The organism is Moorena producens PAL-8-15-08-1 (genome assembly GCF_001767235.1).
Taxonomy (GTDB): domain Bacteria; phylum Cyanobacteriota; class Cyanobacteriia; order Cyanobacteriales; family Coleofasciculaceae; genus Moorena; species Moorena producens_A.
Genome location: NZ_CP017599.1, coordinates 4,160,656 through 4,182,337, shown reverse-complemented (window position 1 = coordinate 4,182,337; position 21,682 = coordinate 4,160,656). Strand labels below are relative to the sequence as shown.

Genomic DNA, 21,682 nt, shown 5'->3' with positions numbered 1-21,682 from the left:
TAATAACGTAGTCAGTGTGCAATCACACGAACTCTAACTGGGGAGACTTCCCACCAAGGCGAATAATCCGGTATTACTCCGTTTTATTCTGTTTTACAAGTCTCCCGTAGACGTTGAGCAACCTCTAGGGGGGTAATGTGGGGCCGAGGTAATTTGTCAGGAATACCAGGCTTGATCTTGGCGTGAATGAACATTAATTGCTCGGATCGGTCTTGGGTCAAAGCTTTTACTTCTTCAGGGGTTGTGGCAAAAGCAACTTGTTCGTAACCACAGGCTTTTGCGATCGCACCAAAATCAATGGAGGCCGACACGGTGGACTGTCCCCCTGTGGATTCATGGCGCTGATTGTCTAGGAGAATATGCCGCAAGTTGGGCGGACGTTCATAGCCAACGGTGGCTAACGCTCCTAGGCGCATCAAAGCGGCACCATCCCCATCGACCACAATCACCCGACGGTGGGGCTGAGCCAGGGCCATGCCCAGACCGAGACTGGAGATACATCCCATGGAACCCACCATGTAAAGTTGATTGGCTTGGTCCTGAATGGCATACAATTCCCGACCGGTGTAGCCCGTGGTGGCCAACAGAATGTCCTCAGGCCCAGTTGCAGCTTGGATGGCTTGCAGCATGTCACGACGGGTGAAGGAGGGGTCCTGTTGAAGGGGGAGAGCATCAGCCGGGGTGATCGACAGGGGCTTGACGGTTAATTGAGAGCTTAAGGGGCAAGATTCCACCGAACCCTTTTGCATCACCAGGGCATAGGGCGTCTGATGCTGCCGCATATGGGCAATCGCCCGGTCTAGAGTCGGCTCAACCTGGTCTATTTCCGTGGGAAAAGGTTCCCATGGCACCTGGATCAGGTCTAGCAATTGGGGAGTAATGGCTCCCATCAGCTGGTGCTGGGGTTCGTCCGGTGCCCCACCGGGTTGTCCTCGCCAGGTCACAATCACCAAGATGGGAATCTTAAAGGTGTGAGTCAGGGAGGTGAGGGGATTGACGGCATTCCCAAACCCCGAATTCTGAAACATCACCACACTGGGCACTCCAGCCAATTCGGCCCCGCAGGCGATCGCGACGGCATCCCCTTCATTCGCAGCCCCCACATAGCGGAGACGATCAGAGTCAATGACCGTGTTAATAAAAGATTTGAGGTAGGAGCAAGGCACCCCTGTGTATAACCCAAACCCTTTTTCCTGAGCCGCTCGGATAAAGTATTCGGATTTGATCATTTAGAAACTTCCAGCCTTGAACAGATCTTCGACTTGATCGATATCGAGCCAATGCCCTTTGATATAAAGCACATGTACCCGATGGCCATCAGTGATCAACCTATTAATCAGAGTCGGCATTCGCCCCTGTTGCCGTACCTGCTCGGACTGGAGCAGAGTATTAAGGGTATCCCGTAATTTCTGCTGCCCCTGCTGGGACACTTTCAGCAATCCGGTCCATCTGCCGCAGATTTCGCCCTCGGGCAGTTCATGGCTGATTTGCTGTAGATCAACATGTTGATAAAATGCCTGGGTCGAGTCGGGTAGAGAACAGGCAACGTAATCGGGTCGGATCTGCTCGGTTTGGCGGTGCTGACTCGAATCTATAATGACCACAAAGTCATGATCAACCCCTGACAGCATTTGCAGAATGTACTTCTTGAACAGAACATCACCGTAGCCGATGATCCAATCCTGTCCATCCTGGGGCAATTCCTGCAAGCCTCGACTCAGGGAAACGAGTTCACCTGTGGTGTCATAGTCGTCGTTATCTACAAAATCGAGGCCAGGTAAGTTGACAACGTCCTTTTTGTAGCCACGCACGACAGTGATGTCTTGAATCCCAACACTGTGATACTCATGGACAATCCGTGATAGCAGGGGTTGACCTTGCAGATTTACCATGCACTTGGGTTTATCTTTAGTGAATTGACCCAATTCAATCCCACGGGAAGCTGCTAGCAGAACTGTGCGAATCCCACCCCCGTTCTGGGGTAAATAGCGCTGCTCCGCTTCTGCATGTTCGGCGACACCTTGCAGCCGAAAGATCTCAGCTACAGGAACGATCTTGTCTTCAACATTCAGCAGGTTCTGCTCTACCATTAACTGCTGAGCCACCTTTTGGGTCATCGTTACTGAAGCGCGGAGTAGTTGATTGGCCCAAATGGCGATGGAGAAGCCAGCATCCCTAAAGACTTCAGTCGGTGTTGCGTAGTACTTGGTCGGTACAATTACCACCGGTGCGCGATCGCCCCACTCCCGTTTGAAGGCCAACACTTCATCAGGCACACGCAAGGCACTGTGGATCAAAATGCCATCCGCTCCGGCATCGTAATAGGCTTGGGCTCGCCTTAATGCTTCTGATAGCCCCCAACCGGCAATAAACGCTTCTACCCGGGCAATCAGGACAAAGTCATCATCACTTTGGGCATCTTTAGCGGCCTTGATTTTGCCGCAGAACTCGTCCATGTCAGCCAGGGGCTGAGCTGTGCCCTTTATAAAGCTATTGGTTTTGGGGAAGAGTTTGTCCTCAATACAGACACCAGCGACACCACGCTGCTCTAATTTTTTGACCAAGCGTTGGACATTGTTAAAATTGCCGTAGCCCGTGTCCCCATCCAGCAGAATTGGGATAGAAGTTGCATCGGACATGAACTCAACCACTTCCAAGACTTGAGTCCAACTTGCTTCGTTGTTATCACGCACACCCAACTGGGCAGAAATGCTGAGACCACTGCCCCAAATGCCCTGAAAGCCTGCCTCTTCAGCAATCTTAGCGCTGATTCCATCATGGGCCTCTATCAGAAACTCTAACTGTTTAGAGTTCAGCAGTGTTCTAAGTTGTGTCGTTTTTCTAGGTTGTGTTGTTTTCCTAAGTTGCGTTGCTTTTCTAGGTTCTGTCGTTTTTGTCAATTGTGCTGTTGTTTTCATTTGGCATCCTAAAATTGCAACAATGTTGAACCAAAGTGGTCTAGGAGATAGGCAAGATTTTCATCTTTGTTAAGGATCTGAATCGATCATGAGCCACTCAAAACACAGTTAACTCAGGATTAGCTCTTCCTACCCTGATGCTACTGTCGGCTCATAGCCTTTCAAGACTACTTGACTAGCAGTTTGACTAGCAGTTTTTAGAAACATGACAAGCTTGCCTAGCTCCCAGCCCTTCCATGGTGGGCAAGAAATCAGGGGAGTTAGGGAAACCAGTGCAAAGGCTCAATAGCCTTATCTGACCACGTTTAACTAGCCTTTAAGCTAAATTTAAAATAATTTTAACCTTTTTTGTGCTCAATGAATATCGCTTCGGATCGTGATCAGGTCCTAGGGCGACATTCAAACGATGATTCCAAATCCTGCAAACGTTTAAAACGTCTTCCCCATATCCTCTTTTGAGATACGTCTCGGCCTGGTTGGGTCCATAAATCTTAAAATCATAGAATTGAAACTCTCGCAAAGGAAAGATCTCATCGAGATCTGGATACTGAGGATGTCCCCCTTCAGAGGGCAATGTCCTTTGGTCATAGATATAGATTTCAATCCCGTCAGTTATTTTGTAAAGATTTTTTTCGATCTTTCTAAAGTAGAAACCATGATCATTGAGGATAGTTTCTAAAGTAAATAATTTCTGGAAATCTCCCTCTGTCATCTCAATATCAATGTCATCATCCCAGGGAATGACTCCTTCGTGTCGCAGAGCACCGATTAATGTTCCTGAAATAGCCCAGTAAGGGATATGATGCTGTCTAAGGAGGGAATCAAGGAACTGGAAGTCTTGGCGCAATTGCCAATGTATTGGTTTTAATTTCTCAGCCAAAGCAACCACCATGTCGGCGATTGTCCCTGTGTTTTTTGATTCGATGCCCCTCTCGATGGCATAGTTGTAATGGGCGATCGCTTCAGCAAGTCCTTCTTGTTTTGTCAGCGCCTCGTGGGGTTGCGCTGATAACACATCTGACTCTAGCGCAAGGGCTTGTTTATAAATGGTGGCTGCTTGTATCACTTGACGGGCACAGCGATCAATCTCTTCTAATCCCTGGGATGATATCTGAGCAGACAACAATAGGTACCACAGCTGCTCGTGAAAGTCCTCACAGTCCGGTTTAATCTTAATCGCTTTCAGGTAACAGGCAATGGATTCGACCCACTCACCTTGTTGGCAGTAGAGCTCTGCCAATTCTAAATAAAGTTGAGGATGATCTGGTTGCAGCTCAATGTTTCTCTGGGTGTTGGTGATTGCCTGCGCTAGATCATTGGGTGGATTTAACAATGTATTTTTTATCGTAGTCCTGTGCTGTAATCGCTTCTGAACCTAGCTTTGATTCCGGAGGAAGGCCAACCCTTAAGGATGTGCAGACCTTCCCTCGGGTTTGACCACTTCTAGATTAAGCCCGGTAATCACTAAGTAGGATTTTTTAGTGCATCGGTGCGAACAAACACGCTAGTAGTCTGCTTACCGCGCCTTACTTTTATTTCTAGTACCTTATTTACTCCACTATTTTCCACAAGGCGCTGTAGTTGTGTAGCATTAGTAACAGGTCTTCCATCAATTTGAACAATTATGTCCCCACGACGCATACCAGCATCAGCAGCTGGTGTATCCGGCATTACTTGAACTACCAAGACACCATTGACTTCTGGTAATAGGAAAACAGAATTGGGGTCATTGTTGTTCTCTTGTGCTAGTTCCGGGGTTAGGGTTGTCATCCGAACGCCGATATATGGATGGACAACTTTTTGTCCTTGGGCTAGTTTGTTGGAAATCTCTTTGACTTTGTTGATGGGAATAGCAAAACCAATTCCCATGGCATTAGCCCGAATAGCAGTGTTGATGCCAATTACTTCCCCTGTCGCATTCAACAACGGACCACCAGAGTTTCCAGGATTAATAGCTGCATCGGTTTGAATAAAGTCTAGTCGCTTGTCAGGAATACCTGCCTGAGCGCTGGAGCGTCCTATGGTGCTGACAATTCCCAAAGTCACTGTATTATCTAGCCCTAGGGGGTTACCAACAGCAATAGCCCAATCTCCAACCTGAACTTGACTGGAATCCCCTAGAGAGGCTATGGGTAAGGAAGTACCGTTTATTTTGACAACAGCTAAGTCGGTGAATTCATCCACACCCTTGACTTGACCATTAAACTTGCGCCCATCCTTGAGGGTAACGGTTACTTTATCGGCATTTTCCACAACATGGGCATTGGTCAGTAAAATGCCACTGTTATCAATAATAAACCCAGAGCCTTGACCTTGTAAACGTCTTTCTTGGGGAATTTGGGCTGAAAAGTCATCACCGAAAAAGCGCCGGAAGAAGGGGTCATCAAAAAAGGGATCGACGCGCCTGGAAACTGTGCGCTCGGTGTCAATGCGCACCACTGCTGATCCCACCCGATTCACCGCTGCTGTTACAAAACTGCTATTAGTAGTTTGCTGTGGAATCAGCAGTTGTTGGGCGATCAGTGGGGGAGTTACTGAGTCTGTGCTGGGTACAGGAGCAGCCTTGGAGGGAGATACACGATAAACGCCAACTGTCAATAAGACTCCAAGTAAGATAGCCAAGAGATAGTTACTAATTGAGCGAAGCCAAATCGAAAATTTAGTTGATGACATAGTATTATCGTATTCTTCTGGTTAATTGTGACCACTCCTACATCAAATCAAAGATTATGATGTAGGCTTCTCAAATTCACAAATGAGACTTGCTGTTCCTCAATATCCTGTATTGATTTACCACAGCCATTCAGCGGCAATCCAACCGCCATTAATGCACGATTCAAAATATTGATGCCACTATTCCAATCGCGGTCAATTTTTACTCCACAATCAGAACAATGATGAACTCTATCAGCTAGATTTTTCTCAACTCTTGCCCCACAGTTGAAGCACTCAATACTTGTTCCCCGTGGATTAACTTCCTCGACTAACAAACCGCGTTTGACCGCCACTGCTTGTAAAATCTCCAGAAACGACCCCCACCCTGCGTCATGTATTGATTTCGCTAATCTAGTCCGCGCAAGTCCCTTGATATTTAAATCTTCAAACCCAATCAGGTCATACTTACTACATAGCCAATGGGCGACTTGATAGTGAAATTCCTTGCGGCAACGGGTTAAATGAAGGTGCAATAGAGCTACTTTCTGTTTAGCTTTCTGCCAGTTTTTAGAACCCTTTACACGGCGTGACATTACCCGTTGGGCACTTGCTAACCTGTTAGTAGCCTTTCTGTAGAACTGCGGAATCCCAACGGCTTCACCATCTGATGTGGTCAGAAACTTCTCTAAGCCGACATCAATCCCAACCGCAGATTTAACCGATTCTACAGGAATACACTCAGGGACAGTATCATCCTTCATTGAGATGCAACAGTACCAGCCGTCCGCTTTTTTAACGATAGTGCATTGCTTGAGAGTGAAACCGGACGGTAGAGGTCGGTGCATCACCACAGATATTTCACCAATCCGACTCAGCTTAAGCACTCCATGTTTGATATGTGCCCCTGCTCTGGAATTGTTAACCCGTGGGAATATAAACGACCGCAATTGACCTTGTTTCTTAAACCGAGGTCGTCCTCCGCGTTTTCCGGTCGCATCTGGTTTTCTCCATCGTTCCCATGCAATGTTCAGCCGTTGTAAGTTGACTTGTTGAGTTTCGGCGTAAATCAGCTTGTACTCAGGGAATAGCTTTTTAGTTTCCTTTAGTGCAGATTGCTGGGTGTAATAGTTAACGGGTTCTGGGACTTCGCCAATCGCTTCCCTGACAATACTGCATCTATCAATAGGACAACGAGTCCTGTTGAGCCAATCAAGTCTTTGACCGAGAGCATAGTTCCAGTGACGACGCAACAATTCCAGCCATCTCTCCATGATGGCTATCTGTTCGTCACTAGGCTTGATTCGATAGCAGTAAGTTAACAGCATAATGTTATTGTACTACTCGCGTTCGCGCAGCGTGACCTGCATGTCAATCTGTTGAGAACCGTTAAACCCCGTCGGGCAATTCCCCTCCCGCGCTTATCACGTGATTATAACGGGAGACCCCTTGCCCGTTTAGTTGGCTTTGGCTAGTGGTTACTAGTCAGTGGTTGCTGACCCTTAGTGTTAACCCATAACTCAAGTTTACCTTCCCTGAGATTCCTCCCACCCAGAGCCAGGAGTGGGTTTCGAGGCAGATTTTAGGATTGTGGATTAGTTGCTACAAGCATCTAATCGCTCTTTTAAGAGTTATTCCTATGACGTTAATACTACCTGGGCTAGTTCCAGGTGGTGCGACCAAAGGGGGGTTTACTCACCCTTGGAGGCGCGCACCGAGAGTCAGAGAGGTGACCTCAAGGGATGATCAGCCCAAGAGCCTCGAACAAGTTAACCTAAGAATTATCGATAATGATAGACCGACAAAGTTCGTTAACCTTGGACTAATCAAACAGAAAAATCACAAGCGAGAGTTAGCCACCTAATTTATTGGGTGGACAGCGAACGCGCCCCGCGTGGCCTACGGCCAGCGCGCCGGGATTCCCATACGGCTATCGTGTTAAAATAGAATCGTGAGTAAGAACAAGGTTGGTCGCGTTTATATTTTGCTAGTACGGTGAGATTCCGGCCAGAAGGAGACGGGGTATATCCTACGACCATGGAACAGGCAAACAATGCAGCAAAAAGTAGTGATTTATTGCCCTGATTTGTTTGGTACAACCACTCCGAAAGCTATTGTGCAATTAAATTAAAAGTAAATCCACAGGTTAACTTCTCTGTTAATGCGTTCGCGTAGCGTGGCCATAGGCCAGGGAGGTAGGGCAGTTTTGAATCTGCCGCAACGGTATACTAGATTCACTTCTAGATCAGACCGTGAGCCTCGTGGAGCGCGGTTTTAACCCGCGCAACGACATCCGCTCAGAATCCCCGTCTTTTCAAAGCGGGGAGAGTTCAATAATAAAACCGCTATGATCGCGAAAGATAGGGATTATGCCCTGACCCAAGAGCTGAATCACAACCATAGTGAACATACTCATGGTCACGTTCATGATGAAGAATCTCTGAGGCGAATTATCAATCGCCTGTCTCGAATTGAGGGGCATATTCGAGGGATTAAAACTATGGTGCAAGAAAGTCGCCCCTGTCCTGATGTTTTGGTACAGATTGCTGCAGTTCGAGGGGCTTTGGATAAAGTGGCACGAATTATCCTTGATGAACATTTAAGCGAGTGTATCGGTCGAGCCGCTGAGCAGGGCAACATTGAGGTAGAAATTGAGGAGTTGAAGGCGGCTTTAGATCAATTTTTACGTTAGGGCTCAGAGGCTCTATGCTGCTCTACAAACTGACGTAGCCTCAGCAAACTTAAGGTTTGACCCCAATTCAATGGTAACAAAGACACCCCTTCTAGGCGAGATTGTACCCAACCATCTCCCCAATACCATTCATGATAACCATCAATTCCCTGACTCAAGAGCAGTCTTAAACAGTTGGACTGAACAAGCTCAACGTTGTGTTGTACTGCTACTGGCCCGATGGAAGAGGTAAAGGTCAATCCTAAATCTAGCTGTTCGGGTAACTTGGAAGATAAATTCTCCGGCCACAACCACTGGTTCAGTTGCGCGGTATAGAGCAGACTGTCCCGGATAACAGTTTGTGGTGCTTCGACTTCAATCCTCAGATGACTTTTTTGAAAGATTCCTAGCATTTTGGTATTTATCGTCCTTATTCGTAGGAAATATTTGTAAGCTTCCCCACGGGTGGAAGCCGGGGGCTTTCCCGGATCCCAGAGCGTGTTGGTTTCAGTAGCCCTAGCAGACTTAACGCGCCTAAACTCGTTATTGATTGAATTTAAGGGTTAAGCGCCGAACCTCCAGCCTGGCTTACTCTACAGATGCGAGGGATTGCTCGCATCTGTAGCTTCTACAACCGAGTCAATTCTCGGACAGCCCCAATACTTCGTTTTACGCATCACTCGCCGATACTAACCTACTGGCTTAGCCGTTTCTCCGAAGTTAAGAGTGCCTTAGCTCATTTCAGTTATATATATTCTACCAGAAAATACTGGCTATTCCGAAAGATTTCGACGCCAACCTCAAGGGTATTGAACCCTTGACCATTCGGTCACGCTGCGCGAACGGTTGGCTACGGGGGATTATCCCCCGAGCCCCCTATTTTTGGTGATTAGTGTGACTGAGCCGATCAACAACAGTTCAAATTAACAAGAACTGATCAAACCCTTGTTGCTACAGTAACTTGTTTCCCTACCAGGACGCTAATTCCAAAAGATTTTAAGCTCAGTGTTTAGTTGGGGTATGCTACCATTGGTAGTTGACATTTTTAAGGGTATTTAGGTAGTTTGGGTGTTTGGATGATAATCCCCTGTTTCGGCAGTTTTATTGTTTTGAATGAACCAATGGCATAAATCCCGTCTGTTGTTTTGATCCCTCGGCTAAAGGGAGAGGGCAAGCAAGTGGCTCGATACTTTCTCAATACTTTGTAAAATAAACATTAATTATATTAAGAAGTGTAAGAGTTTTCTATGGCTGACCAGTTAATTCGCGCCACAGCAGCTTCAGGGGGTATTCGCGCAGTTGGTGTGATTACTACACGCCTGACGGAAGAAGCTAGACAACGTCACCAACTCTCTTATGTGGCAACGGCTGCCCTAGGTCGTACCATGTCTTCAGGTCTTCTGCTGGCTTCTAGTATGAAACGAGCCGAGTCGAGGGTCAATATTCGGATTAACGGCAATGGTCCACTGGGTGGAATTATGGTGGATGCAGGATTAGATGGTAAAGTTCGAGGTTATGTAGACAACCCAGAGGTGGAACTGCCACCAAATAAGCAGGGCAAATTAGATGTGGGTGGTGCTGTTGGTAGGGATGGTTTCCTATACGTGGTTCGGGATGTGGGTTATGGCTATCCCTATTCGAGTACAGTAGAGTTGGTTTCTGGTGAAATAGGTGATGACATCGCTAACTATCTGCTAAATTCGGAACAAACTCCGTCAGCGCTGGTGGTTGGTGTATTTGTAGGTGCTCAAGGGGTCACTGCGGCTGGGGGTATTTTAATCCAAGTTATGCCTAAGGCAGCAACGGATGAGGCATTAGTTCAAACTTTGGAATCTCGCATTACTAAACTATCAGGTTTTACACCGCTACTCCAAGCTAACCAGACCTTACCAGAGATTTTTGAACAGTTGTTGGGGGATATGGAGCTAGAGATTTTTCCAGAAACCCAGATGCTGCATTTTAACTGTGGTTGCTCCTTTGACCGGATGTTGGGGGCTCTGAAAATGCTCGGAAAAGAGGAACTTCAGGATATGATTGAAAAAGACGGTGGCGCTGAGGCAACTTGTCATTTTTGCTCAGAGGTCTATCATGCCAATCCGGATCAACTTTCTCAATTGATAAAAGAATTGTAAATTGAGTAGCTACTGGACTTCCTACTGTAACTGGAAGATTAGAATCCTGACTTGTAAAGGATTGCAAGAAATATGGATCAGTATAAAAACTCAAGCAGAATTCTAAGAACACTACTATAAGATAGGGTGTAGACTCTATATGTGTAAGGTGGGTAAAATCTCAACAACTGAGGTTGCTGTAAACAACCTGCTGTCTTCCGGTGTAGGGAGTGTGGAAGTGAATTATGACCAGAAATAGAGAATTTCCAGACCGTTGGCCAACGTCAAATGGTTCAAGTTCAGGTAAGTTTAATGGATGGCAACCTAACCATAGCGAACCGGTCACTCAACCGAGCGTAAACTATCCTAACCTAGGAAACCCATCGACACAGCCCCCCCAGCAATCTGAAAAATTTGTTGGTCAACCAGTAGCTAACTCTGGATTAAATACAGCACAAACTACCCCGAGACAAGCTCCCTCAGGAAAAACTACTGGAGTAAAAAACCTATTGCCTCGCAGTTGGCAGTTTTGGTCAGCCTTAGTTGTGTTGCTTTTCGGTAGTGCTGGATTTGCTTCAGCAATGATGTTGTTAAGGTTGCCAGCTGTACCAAACTGCCGTGCTGTGTTTTGGCCAACGGCTTCAGCATCGATGCGCCTATCTTGTGCTCAGGTGGCAGCAAATAAGGAAACTGTGCCGCAGTTGCTAAAAGCGATCGCATTAGTGGATGCCCTGCCCGAAGATCACCCATTACGGCCACAAGTTAACCAACATATCGAAGAGTGGTCACAAGTAATCCTCGAGATTGGGGAAGCTAAATTTCAAGCTGGTCAGCTCAATGAAGCTCTTAAGATTGCTAAACGTATTCCTTCAAAATCTGTAGCTGGCGCGATAGTAGAAAAGCGGGTAAAACGTTGGCAGAAAATCTGGTCAAGGGCAGAGGGAGTTTATGATCAAGCAGAAAAACAGTTGAGGTTATCAAACTGGAACTTAGCATTTCGCGAAGCAGTACGATTGACCTATGTGGACAATGACTACTGGGCTACGGCGAAGTATAACCAGCTAACGGATAAGATTAAGATGGGACGGGAAGACTCGGCTAAGCTGGATAAAGCTTTTGAGCTGAGTAGAAGTGGCAATATAGAGAAGATTCTGAAAGCTATTGAAAAAGCTAAGGAAATCACAGAGCAAAGTTATGCTTACAAAGAAGCTCAGGATTTAATAAAAGACTCTGGCAACAAGCTGGTGGAGATAGCTCAGAATAAGCTAGAGCAAGGGAAGTGGTCTGAAGTTCTTGACATTGCCTATAAACTTCCCGAAACGATTAAAGTACCTGAACTCAAATCTGATTTAATTGACCTAGCTCATGCCCTATCTCGTGCTGAGTCCGGTACAACCTGGGATTTAGAAGAAGCGATCGCATCTGCCCAAAAGCTCGACTCAGAACGTCCCCTATATAAGAAAGGGCAGCAATTAATTAGCCGTTGGCAACGAGAAGTAGAAGATGTGGCGCGACTAGAGCGAGCCCGAACCTATGCTACCTCGGGTTTAGCCAATGACTTAAGACTGGCAGTGGCTGAAGTGGAACAGATCCCTCGTGGTAATCCCCGCTATCAGGAAGCACGAGACGAAATTCGAGATTGGACTCGTCAAATTCAACTGATCGAAGACAGGCCATTCCTGGATCGGGCAGCACAACTGGCAAGTTATGGCAGCATTGATTCTTTGCAAGCTGCTGTTCAAGAAGCCCGTAAAATTTCCCGAGGTCGTAGTCTTTACCAGGAAGCTCAAAGTAAAATTAATCAGTGGTCTAGAAGTATCCAGCAGCAAGAAGACCAACCTTATTTAGACCAAGCAGGCACTCTGGCAATCCGGGGTGATCTATATGCCGCCGTGGCAACTGCTGAACAAATTAAGTCAGGTCGGGCTCTGTACAATGAAGCCCAAAGCAAAGTCAGAAGCTGGAAGTTAGAACTAGAGGGTCAGCAGCGTTTACGGGAAGCTTACCAAATTGCTGAGGCTGGAACTCCACAAGCCCTAAGAAAAGCGATTCGAGTAGCTAGACAAGTGCCAACTTCAACCAAATCCCGTAGCGAGGCGAGAACAGTAGTCAATCGCTGGAGTTACAAAATCCTATCCATAGCCAGAAGTCGTTCTGCCTATAACCTGTCTGAATCCATTGCGATCGCAAACATAGTTCCGTCTGGTACTCGCCCTTACCAGGAAGCCCAACGGCAAATTCAATCATGGCGCAAGATTTTAGCTCCACCTCCCCCACCTCCTGTACCCGTAAGACGACCAAGACCAGTTCCGCCTGCATCTCCCCCACAAGTGGTGATCCCGAAACCAGCTCCCTCCCCACCATCAGTGGTAAAACCACCATCACCACCAGCCCGCTCCTACCCAATTGTGGTTCCACCACCGGAAGTTATCTCACCATCGGGTATTGTAAAACCACCAACTCAGCTAGAGCCGCCTAGGTTTAATCCCCCTGCTGGTAGGAAGATTGAGTTAATTGATACTGACTCTTAAGAGTTTCCGAGGGTAGTAGAACCGCCTAGGATCAAACCTGTGGAAATTGAAGATTAAAAATTCTTAATATTAAATGGAGTGAATTCCATTTAATATAGAATACTTTAACTTGTCATCAACCCTCAAGTCCCGTCTTGACCAGTTCATTCACGCTCCCCAAACTGAATTCACCCTCATTCTGCTAATTCTACTTTCGGTAGTTTTAGTGGTTCTTGAAACAAGTTTAGAGGGTGCAGGTTTCATATATGGACTGGTCTATTTAACCGAAGAGCTACTGACGGGCATATTTATCGTAGAACTAACGATCCGCTACCTAGTGGCAAGAAACAAACGTCGGTTCTTGCGTCACTACTGGCTGGATATTATTGCAGTGCTGCCTTTGTTACGGGCATTCCGCTTATTGCGAGTGTTACGGATGTTAAGGCTGCTCAGAGTCGGAATCTTGGTAAACCGTAACCTCAACCGTATCTCTTCCTCACTCGCTGCTAGTATTAGTGCTCAGATTGGAGTTTTTCTGATTATCGGCTTAATTACATTAGTCGGTGCTTTAGGGATTTATCTACTGGAGGGAGGACAGAATGAGTCATTTGCTTCCCTAAGAGACTCTTTATGGTGGAGTTTTTTTACCCTAATCTCAGGAGAACCCATTGGTGGTGAACCTCAGACTGATGCTGGACGTTTGATTACCCTAATGGTAGTCATTGGCGGGTTAACAATGTTTGCCGTCTTCACCGGTGTAGTGTCAGCAGTAATGGTGCAACGACTTAGAACAGTTATGGAGGTGAAATACTTGGAACTGGATGAACTGCGCAATCACATTGTTATCTGCGGCTGGAACCGAGGTGGTCACCTACTGATTGAGGAACTCCAGGCAGACTCTGACCTAAAGCACTATCCAATGGTGGTTGTGGCAGAGTTTACCGACACACCAGAGTCGGAACTCAAGGGAGTAAACCGTTCCCAAATATATTTCTATATTGGTGATTACACGACTATTGATGTACTCGAAAGTGTGGGGATCTATCATGCCTCACGGGCAATCCTCCTTGCTGATTCTACCCGTCCTCGAAGTGATCAAGACCGGGATGCACGAACAGTCCTAGCGGCCTTGACCATTGAAAAACTCCAACCGGAAATCTACACTTGTGCTCAACTCCTTGACCGGAAAAACAATGTCCAACTGCGAGTAGCTGGCGTTGAAGATGTCGTTGTTGTTGATGAATTAGCTAGTCACTTAATTGCTACCTCAGCTCGGAACTTAGGAGCTGTAGATGTGTTGGCAGAGTTGCTAACTGTGCAAGTGGGAAACCAATTCTACAAAATTGTATTACCACAGAAGTGGGTTAACATTTCGTTCTGGGAAGCTGCTCGGCGCTTGAAAGAGGAGTTTGATACAACGTTGATTGCAATAGAGCGCCATAGCAATGGAAATCGGGAAACCCTAATTAATCCCCCTAAAGATCAAACACTACTATCTGGCGATCACTTAGTTATTATTGCTCGTAGTCTACCGAAAATTGGGGTTCCAGTCCGGTGAAGTCTGAACTTTTTGGCAGGTCTTTTATAGTGCGTTCGCGTAGCGTAGCCCAAAGGGCTAATCGCATAAGCGCGGAAGCTGAGGCCGTAGGCCACGCTTTGCGTTCGCGTAGCGGAGGCCTTTGGCCACGCTAAAAGCGAACGGCTTTGCCGAAACGCTTCATCGCAAGTTCGGATTGCCCTTGAGTTTACCATTATTGCAACTTTTTAAACCCAGATTCCGCTTGTCTGTGTCTAGATAGCCTATCTGGGCAGTTACGATTTTTTAAAACTTACCTATATAGCAATCCTAAATCAATTGAGAGAATGTTTGTTCCCTCTTCCCTACTCCCTGCTCCCTGCTCCCTGTTCCCTGTTCCCTATTCCCTTTGCTATATGTATGAACAAGATTTTAACCGTTGGCGAGAAATCATCGTTGAACAAATAAAAACTAGAAATTTATCGGCAATTGATTGGGATAATTTGCTGCTTGAGTTAGAGGACATGGGAAAGGCTGAAAAGCGAGCATTCATTAGCAATTTAACCATCTTGATTGTCCATTTACTCAAAATAATGGTTCAAACTGACGCTTCTGATTCCATGAAAGGAAATTGGTATAGTTCAGTCACAGAACATCGGTTTCGTATCCAAAAAGATTTACAAGACAGTCCTTCATTTAAACGTTATTTAGAAGAAGCGATCGCTAAAGCTTATAAAGATGGTCGCAAGTTAGCTATAAAAGAAGGTAAAAAAGCCAGCTTTGGCATTCGTAAGCCCAACCCTGAAGACTATCCCAATCAATGTCCTTTTACAATTGAGCAGCTATTAGATGAAGACTTTTATGGAGATTAATTTAAAATGCGATCGCGTAGCGTAGCCCTTTGGGCTAATCGCTTCTCCAAAGACACCTACCCTTTTCCAATCCTTGAAGAACTGAGTGCGTTCGCTAAAAGCGGAAGCTGAGGCCGTAGGCCAGGCTTTGCGTTCGCGTAGCGGAGGCCTTTGGCCACGCTAAAAGCGAACGGCTTTGCCGAAACGCTTCATCGCACTACTGGGATTAAATTAAACAACTCGATAGCCCTTATATTCCCGAACTTCAGGAGCTTGAGGGCTACCGAACACCACACAAGGTACCCAGGTTTTAACCTCCCCTCACCCATCACAAAATATTCCCTGTCACAAAATCCTTAACCACTAACACCTGTAAATCAGAAACGCGCCGGAATTGGTCGTCATTCGTCAACAAAGCCTCACACCCGCTTCTTATCGCCGTTGCCACCTGAAACCCATCAGGAAGTTTCAAACCATATTTTGCTCGTAACTGTGCAGCCAAAAGTCTAATTTTTGTCTCAATTTCTACTATCCTAATTGACTTATGACGCAGGAGGAAATCAACAAAATCTCGCTGTAACTTCTGATCGTGATTCTTCAAAGGATTGACCAAACATTCAGCCAACGTCACCGGAGAAATTACTCCTTGTAAATCTCCCCCATCTAACTTATTGATTACCCCTTGTACTACATCGGCAAAAAGAGGGTGATTCTCTACATAATAAATCACTGGAGAAGTATCAATAAAAATAGTCTTAACTCCCTCTAACGCCTCATCTAAGCTCACTCTGCTGACCTCCAGATCCCCTTTCTGCCCATTGATCACGCTGCTGATTGACCCATTCTTGAGCATCTTGACCTTCTAACAAGTTTGGTGCAATCCCTCTAAACTCTCCCAGAGGCCGTTTACATTCTTGATATGAATTATCAGTAATATACTGCAGCAAATTTTCATAATCTGACTCATTATATTGAATTTTATCAGCATCTAATTCTTTCTGAAAACGCTGTTCTAAATAATTAAAAACTTCAAGTTGTTCTTTCTTATTCAATCTATCAATTTGTGTGAAAATATCTTTTAAATTGGTACGCATTTTACTTCCTAAACCCTTGATATCATCTTGATTAACCCTGAGGTCAAATGGTAAATTTTTAGCTGCATCAATTACTCCCAGTTTAAGCCCTAAATTCTAAGAGGTTGTCTGAGAAGTCTCATTTGCTACATCCAAGCCCCCGTTGGTCCCCCGAGCGAGCAATCCCTCGCTCGGGGGACTTTTAGAAGCAAATTGACTCTTGTTCCCCCCAAAGTTGGGGGGCTAGGGGGGCAAAATTCAGTATAAAAAAACTTGGGAGATATCCTCTAATAACTATGCTCAGTATGCTTTAGTAGCTCGTCCTTTTAGCTAAGGATGATTGCTCACATAGCTTTTTTAGTTTTTGACAGATACTTTGCCAATACCACACTAATCAGACAACAGTCACAAACTGAGTCTGACGATCATACCCGATTTCTGAAATGAATCGGAGCGGCGGGATTTGAACCCACGACCCCCACTACCCCAAAGTGGTGCGCTACCAAGCTGCGCTACGCCCCGGAAAACCTTATTTAATATACCACACTATTCGAGATCTGAACAACCAAACTAAAAAACTTTCAGAGACTTAGCTGCTGCTAGCAACCCTGGAACCGCTGTTGCCACCCAGCTCCCCTCACAACAGCGTCCCTGATTCAAAATCAAGCGTAGGGTATAAGCAGAAGGATAGCCCTCTACCTCCATCCACAGCCAATCGCTTTCTGCTTCACAAGTGATTTTCTCTTCATCCATCAACTCACTAGCCATCTCACTCATAGTCTGAGCTAATTGCAGCAACAACCGACAAAAGTCATTCAACTCTGACTCCGTTAGTTCAAATGCCCAGTCCTCACCACCCACTAGACCTTTATAGTTAGGAGCCTCAGGATCCCAACCAATACGCCAGCCTTCTCCATGTTTAACCAGACGTTCCATAAACCTGATTCTGCCCAATTAACCAGACGTCAATTAGGTTTGAGTAACTGAGCATCTCCTGGTTTAGGTAAAGATACTCCTCTTCTAGGATTGGAGGTTGTGGCCGGTGATGTAGGATTGGAGGTTGTTGCAGGTGATGGTTGTGTGCTCGACTCTGGTGCCACAGTTTCACTGCGATTGGGATTGAATATGTTGACCAAAACGCTTACTAATGCATCCCGTTCGGCACGAGTTAATTGTTCTATTGCTGCAATATCCCCTTCCATGGGATTTTCGGTTAAGGTATCCCCACTGGGATACTGGGATGCTTCTAGGTAATCGTATGCACCTAGATAGTCAGCCATGGTCAATTTCCAATCAAAACGGAAATTGGGCAACCGTTTTTTCTCATAGACGTGATACCGAATTAAGCGGTTAACCAGGGTATTATTGGCAGCTACTTCACCGCTTTCTTTACTAATGTATTGGTTCTGTTGTGGTAAATCCGGTAAACGCTTATATACTACCTTGCTAATCTCTGGGGGAATAAAAAACTGGGCGACAGCAGGCTGTGCTCCAAGGAGCTGGAAGACAGAGGGCGCTTGGTCGTGGGATTTCCACAGCAATAGTAAACCACTGGTCATAGTGGTAAGAGCTAAACCTAGCGCTAGTTTAATTCCTTTAGTCTTGTACATTGCTTAGAGACGGCTATGGAACATTCCTACACAACTTTGGGATAAAACTAGGTGAAAGAACTATTCTTGCCCCTGAAGCCCTGACGCCCTGACTAACTCACCACGGTAACTTAGTCCGCAATAATCTCTGGCTGTGTCAGTTCATCAGACATCTCAACAATTGCTCGCAGCACTGGCTTCATGGATGGCTCATCTAGACTTTCAAAATCTTCGAAGCGACGGCGCTTGGCACGGTTGGCCAGTTGTACAGTGATCCGATAACGATTAGAAGCTGCACTTACTAGCTGCTCCGTCCGTTGCAGAATGTCGATTGAATCAAAGTTATAGCTTTTGTGCAGCATAAGATTTATCAGGTATTGCTATTTCTGCTTAAAATCAGTATCGCCCCCTCTAGCCTAGCATACTTGACTTCTCAACTAGGGGTTACCCTTGATACAAGTCACAAAAGTTTTCTTGAGGTTAATAATATACCATCAAAAAGTGAAAGAATTTGTGAAGTTGGGGGATTTCTACTTACATTGCTTGGTATCTATGACAATAATAAGAAAGAACAGTCAATTTGTACTATCTATACCGAATCTACTAACTATACCGAAACTATATATCTAACCAAGGCTGGGAAGTTCTACCAAACTATCCCAGCCTACTTATGTGTAAATGGGGTCATCTGTAAATCGGATTATGTATAAATGCCATCTGTAATAGGACTTACGGAGTTTAGTTGGTTTTCACCCCTTAACCCTCCTTGCTCTGGGAGTTACTACTGACTAAAGTTTCCCAAGGCAAGAGACCTCTAGGGGGCAATGGGTAATTTTTGTGTAAATGGAGTCTTTACATGGTATCTCTAAATAGTATCCCTTGGATGCGATCGCATCGAAAGGCGACCTTAGGGGTGAGAGTACCTTGATTTACTCCTGTGGTACATTTACCTTTTACATATACAAAAGATCATACCATTGCTAAGCTATCTTGAGTGTGTCGAGTTGTTAACAATTATCTGACCAAATAAATCTTGTCTATGCAAACACTTGCCGCTCCTAGCTTTGAGTCATTCCATCAGCGCCAAATAACTCCCCTGAAGTTCGTTGTCCTCGGAGATAGTCTGATCTATGGATTTGGAGACCCAGAAGGTGGCGGCTGGGTAGAGCGACTGCGACGTCAGTGGATGTTACCCGATAGTCCTGGTCATGTACTCTACAATTTAGGAGTTCGGGGTGATGGGGTTACCCAAGTCCACAAGCGACTAGAGCATGAATTTCGCAGTCGTGGTGAACTCAGAAACCGTGTACCAGATGCCATTATTTTATCGGTGGGCGTTAACGATTCAGCCCGTAAGGCGCGTCCCGATGGCAAAAATTTTACTAATTTTGAGAGTTTCCAGGAAGAACTAGCCCATCTGCTCGAGCTAGCCCAGCAACTCTGTCCAGTGCTATTTGTGGGTATGGTACCAGTGGATGAAAGGAAAATGCCCTTTCTCGATTGTTTTTACTACAATCATGCTGACCAGTACTACTACAAAGAAGCAACTCGCCTTGCGTGTCTGAGGCGTCAAATTCCCTATCTAGACGTTTTTGATTTATGGACATCCCGTGGTTATGATTGGTGCTTCCAACACCTATCTCCAGATGGTCTCCATCCCAATGTGGCTGGTTATCAGCAATTATTACAAGACATCCTGCTCTGGAACCCCTTAGCTCAGCTTAACTCCTTAAGCCTAGGGACAGCCTAAACTATACCGTGTGGAGATACCAGTTACAGGATTGACCCCCGTAGCACGCTCACACATCAGTTTAGCCTGATAGCGGTCAATCTCGGCACCAGTAAAATCAGCACCAGTTATCTCGGCATCGTAAAACCTGGTGCTAATCATCATTGCCTTGGTCAAAATAGCATTGGTCAAATTAGCTTGGTCTAAAATTACCCGATCTGCCCAAGAATTGGTCAGATTTGCACCTTCGAGATTCGCTTTCAATAAATTTCCCTTGGTGAAGATAGATTTACTCAGGTCAGCACCTTGGAAGTTTGTGCCTCGCATTTCAGCCCCTGCAAATACGCCACCAACTAAATTCTTATGGGAAAAGTTACGATAACTCAAATCTGTAAGAGAATAATTTACTGTATTCTCCTGAGCATAGGCAGGAGTAGCCGATAAAAGCACCCATAGCCAAGCCATAACCAGAACTAAAAATAGTCCCAATAAGCGTCGCCAAATAACCCTAATCACTTGTGAACCTGACTCCTTAAAACTTAAAGCCTAAAACTCCCTCTCTAACCAATCTTCACCGACTCGAATCGTCAGCTCAGATTTGAGATGACCAGTAGAGGATGCTTCTACTCTACCTAGTCCCAGGACTTTTTTGACAATATCTGCTGTTTTTATGTCCCCTTGCTGAACAATAATCTCAGTCTGGGACAAGCGGTCAGGCCAATCTGAGACATAATAGACATTGTAGAAGTCATTTCTGGCTAAATACCGGGCAACACGGCGACCAAGTTCTGGGTCATCGGTAGCATTTTGAACCGCAATTCTGACCCGATGGGGTGAACGGCGGCGCCTTAATGAACTCTTGTATTTGGGCTCTTGTTCGAAATAGTCACTCATCACTCGGTCTCGCCCTCGTGAATTCATCAGCCAGTAACTGGCAATGTATTCATCAGCGTTGCTGAATCGACCGGGCAAGAGTACCATTCTGATATTATCTTTACCAACCTCTAGACCAAAACCAACCAGTGCCAAGATTTCCTCTAAGCTGAGATTGGTATCAATATACTGCTGCATCACTCGCAGGATTTTTGGTAAACGAGGCACTACACTGGGAGTAACTAAACGCTGGCGCAGTGCCTTGAGTAAGATCTGCTGCCGCTGTATCCGAGCAATATCACCATTGTCTTTTCGGTATCGAGCAAATTGTTCCGCTTGGTCTCCATTCAAGGTTTGCCACCCTGGTTCTAAATCAATTTCCAGTTTCTGAGTGAGATCTACATATTCCATCTTCTCAGGCACAAAGACTTCCAGGCCACCGACCAAGTCCACAAGTTCCCGAAATGCATCAGTGGTAATGCGCACATACCTATCAATGGGTACATCATTTAAGGTACGGCTAACCACTTCTGCGGTTAAAGTAGATCCACCTTTGACATTGGCATCGTTAATTTTAATTATCCCAACACCCGGAATTTCTATTCTGGTATCCCGTGGAATTGAAAGCATATTCACGGAGTGGTCTTTGGGGTCTAAGCGCAACAGCAACAGGGTATCACTGCGACCACCAAAAACCTCTGGGGAACCTGGCAACGCATCTGGGACTCGGTCTATACCCATCACCAGGATATTGACTGGTCGTGACAGGTTGTAGGGAAAATTTCTACGAGAAGATTTGTGCTCAGAAGCAGCTGGTTGATTCTGGGGGATTTTAGCCTTTTCGGGTTGAGAATGGGATTTAATCAGGGGCGACAATGGGGTAACTAGGGCTAAGGTCGCTCCCAAAGCCGCAGAAATAACTGCTGTCAGAACAAAAGCGCTACTCCAAAATACCCAACGCAAATAGGGGGCAAGGGTTAATCTTAATCCAGAGACAGAAGCGTCTAGGTCTGTAGTCAGGTCAAGCTGAGAGTAAGAGACTCCTGTATCACCCTCTTGGGGTGATGGTTGGGGTGTTGAAGCTGAGGCATTATTAATCACACCTGTATCCAAATTTACCTATGAATTGTGATGACTGTTAAAGGATTCAAGTTCCAAGCCTATAGTTGGCTATCCAATTAAACTGTAG

General features: G+C 45.7%; 20 protein-coding genes and 1 tRNA gene. 7 read left to right on the top strand and 14 right to left on the bottom strand.

The window, feature by feature from the left end; all coding sequences use genetic code 11:
• Nucleotides 1-83 precede the first annotated feature (83 nt).
• From aepY to BJP34_RS15490, 5 genes are all read right to left on the bottom strand, one after another.
• Nucleotides 84-1,229 (bottom strand): phosphonopyruvate decarboxylase, encoded by a 1,146-nt coding sequence (gene aepY, locus BJP34_RS15510; protein ID WP_070393117.1) that lies wholly within the window; start codon nt 1,227-1,229, stop codon nt 84-86.
• Nucleotides 1,230-2,918, bottom strand: coding sequence for a phosphoenolpyruvate mutase (aepX, locus tag BJP34_RS15505; protein WP_070393116.1), 1,689 nt, complete (start codon nt 2,916-2,918; stop codon nt 1,230-1,232). It lies immediately after the preceding gene.
• A gap of 316 nt (nt 2,919-3,234) precedes the next feature.
• Nucleotides 3,235-4,251 carry a LicD family protein gene (locus tag BJP34_RS15500; RefSeq protein ID WP_070393115.1) on the bottom strand — a complete coding sequence of 339 codons (1,017 nt, stop codon included), beginning with the start codon at nt 4,249-4,251 and terminating at the stop codon, nt 3,235-3,237.
• Nucleotides 4,252-4,382: 131 nt separating this feature from the next.
• Nucleotides 4,383-5,591, bottom strand: a complete 1,209-nt coding sequence (locus tag BJP34_RS15495) for an HhoA/HhoB/HtrA family serine endopeptidase (protein ID WP_070393114.1) — start codon at nt 5,589-5,591, stop codon at nt 4,383-4,385.
• Nucleotides 5,592-5,638: 47 nt separating this feature from the next.
• On the bottom strand, nt 5,639-6,898 hold the full coding sequence (locus BJP34_RS15490; RefSeq protein ID WP_070393113.1) for an RNA-guided endonuclease InsQ/TnpB family protein: 1,260 nt from the start codon (nt 6,896-6,898) through the stop codon (nt 5,639-5,641).
• 401 nt (nt 6,899-7,299) lie between these two features.
• Here BJP34_RS15490 and BJP34_RS48930 point away from each other — a divergent pair, with 401 nt between their 5' ends.
• Nucleotides 7,300-7,434, top strand: a complete 135-nt coding sequence (locus BJP34_RS48930) for a hypothetical protein (RefSeq protein ID WP_267876579.1) — start codon at nt 7,300-7,302, stop codon at nt 7,432-7,434.
• Nucleotides 7,435-7,917: 483 nt separating this feature from the next.
• A complete protein-coding gene (locus BJP34_RS15480) occupies nt 7,918-8,262 on the top strand; it encodes a metal-sensing transcriptional repressor (protein WP_070393111.1) in 345 nt (114 codons plus the stop codon).
• On the opposite strand, the gene BJP34_RS15475 is transcribed toward BJP34_RS15480, so the two are convergent.
• Nucleotides 8,259-8,654, bottom strand: a complete 396-nt coding sequence (locus BJP34_RS15475) for a hypothetical protein (RefSeq protein ID WP_070393110.1) — start codon at nt 8,652-8,654, stop codon at nt 8,259-8,261. The genes BJP34_RS15480 and BJP34_RS15475 overlap by 4 nt on opposite strands.
• An 834-nt stretch (nt 8,655-9,488) precedes the next feature.
• Here BJP34_RS15475 and hslO point away from each other — a divergent pair.
• The 4 genes from hslO (at nt 9,489) to BJP34_RS15455 (ending at nt 15,250) form a co-directional block, all read left to right on the top strand.
• Nucleotides 9,489-10,373 carry an Hsp33 family molecular chaperone HslO gene (gene hslO / locus BJP34_RS15470; RefSeq protein WP_070393109.1) on the top strand — a complete coding sequence of 295 codons (885 nt, stop codon included), beginning with the start codon at nt 9,489-9,491 and terminating at the stop codon, nt 10,371-10,373.
• 224 nt (nt 10,374-10,597) lie between these two features.
• Nucleotides 10,598-12,883 carry a chromosome segregation ATPase gene (locus tag BJP34_RS15465; RefSeq protein ID WP_070393108.1) on the top strand — a complete coding sequence of 762 codons (2,286 nt, stop codon included), beginning with the start codon at nt 10,598-10,600 and terminating at the stop codon, nt 12,881-12,883.
• A 109-nt stretch (nt 12,884-12,992) separates the two neighbouring features.
• Nucleotides 12,993-14,420, top strand: coding sequence for an ion transporter (locus BJP34_RS15460; protein ID WP_070393107.1), 1,428 nt, complete (start codon nt 12,993-12,995; stop codon nt 14,418-14,420).
• A gap of 305 nt (nt 14,421-14,725) precedes the next feature.
• The gene (locus BJP34_RS15455; RefSeq protein ID WP_229424384.1) at nt 14,726-15,250 is read left to right on the top strand and encodes a DUF29 domain-containing protein; all 525 of its coding nucleotides are present in this window, start codon (nt 14,726-14,728) and stop codon (nt 15,248-15,250) included.
• Between the two features lie 307 nt (nt 15,251-15,557).
• On the opposite strand, the gene BJP34_RS15450 is transcribed toward BJP34_RS15455, so the two are convergent.
• The 6 genes from BJP34_RS15450 to BJP34_RS15425 all read right to left on the bottom strand — a co-directional run bounded on the left by BJP34_RS15450 (nt 15,558) and on the right by BJP34_RS15425 (nt 18,253).
• Nucleotides 15,558-16,016, bottom strand: a complete 459-nt coding sequence (locus tag BJP34_RS15450; RefSeq protein WP_070393106.1) for a type II toxin-antitoxin system VapC family toxin — start codon at nt 16,014-16,016, stop codon at nt 15,558-15,560.
• Nucleotides 16,003-16,323, bottom strand: a complete 321-nt coding sequence (locus BJP34_RS15445; protein WP_070393105.1) for a hypothetical protein — start codon at nt 16,321-16,323, stop codon at nt 16,003-16,005. The genes BJP34_RS15450 and BJP34_RS15445 overlap by 14 nt, the downstream gene beginning before the upstream one ends.
• 427 nt (nt 16,324-16,750) lie before the next feature.
• Nucleotides 16,751-16,824, bottom strand: a tRNA-Pro gene (locus BJP34_RS15440).
• Nucleotides 16,825-16,872: 48 nt separating this feature from the next.
• Nucleotides 16,873-17,238 (bottom strand): DUF1818 family protein, encoded by a 366-nt coding sequence (locus tag BJP34_RS15435; RefSeq protein WP_070393104.1) that lies wholly within the window; start codon nt 17,236-17,238, stop codon nt 16,873-16,875.
• A 29-nt stretch (nt 17,239-17,267) separates the two neighbouring features.
• The gene (locus BJP34_RS15430) at nt 17,268-17,912 is read right to left on the bottom strand and encodes a hypothetical protein (protein ID WP_070393103.1); all 645 of its coding nucleotides are present in this window, start codon (nt 17,910-17,912) and stop codon (nt 17,268-17,270) included.
• 110 nt (nt 17,913-18,022) lie between these two features.
• On the bottom strand, nt 18,023-18,253 hold the full coding sequence (locus BJP34_RS15425) for a DNA-directed RNA polymerase subunit omega (protein ID WP_070393102.1): 231 nt from the start codon (nt 18,251-18,253) through the stop codon (nt 18,023-18,025).
• 677 nt (nt 18,254-18,930) lie between these two features.
• Here BJP34_RS15425 and BJP34_RS15415 point away from each other — a divergent pair.
• Nucleotides 18,931-19,641 (top strand): GDSL-type esterase/lipase family protein, encoded by a 711-nt coding sequence (locus tag BJP34_RS15415; RefSeq protein WP_070393100.1) that lies wholly within the window; start codon nt 18,931-18,933, stop codon nt 19,639-19,641.
• Here the strand turns inward: BJP34_RS15415 and BJP34_RS15410 are convergent.
• Nucleotides 19,627-20,136 (bottom strand): pentapeptide repeat-containing protein, encoded by a 510-nt coding sequence (locus tag BJP34_RS15410; protein WP_202972101.1) that lies wholly within the window; start codon nt 20,134-20,136, stop codon nt 19,627-19,629. The genes BJP34_RS15415 and BJP34_RS15410 overlap by 15 nt on opposite strands.
• Nucleotides 20,137-20,166: 30 nt before the next feature.
• A complete protein-coding gene (locus BJP34_RS15405; RefSeq protein WP_229424383.1) occupies nt 20,167-21,594 on the bottom strand; it encodes an LCP family protein in 1,428 nt (475 codons plus the stop codon).
• Nucleotides 21,595-21,682 lie beyond the last annotated feature (88 nt).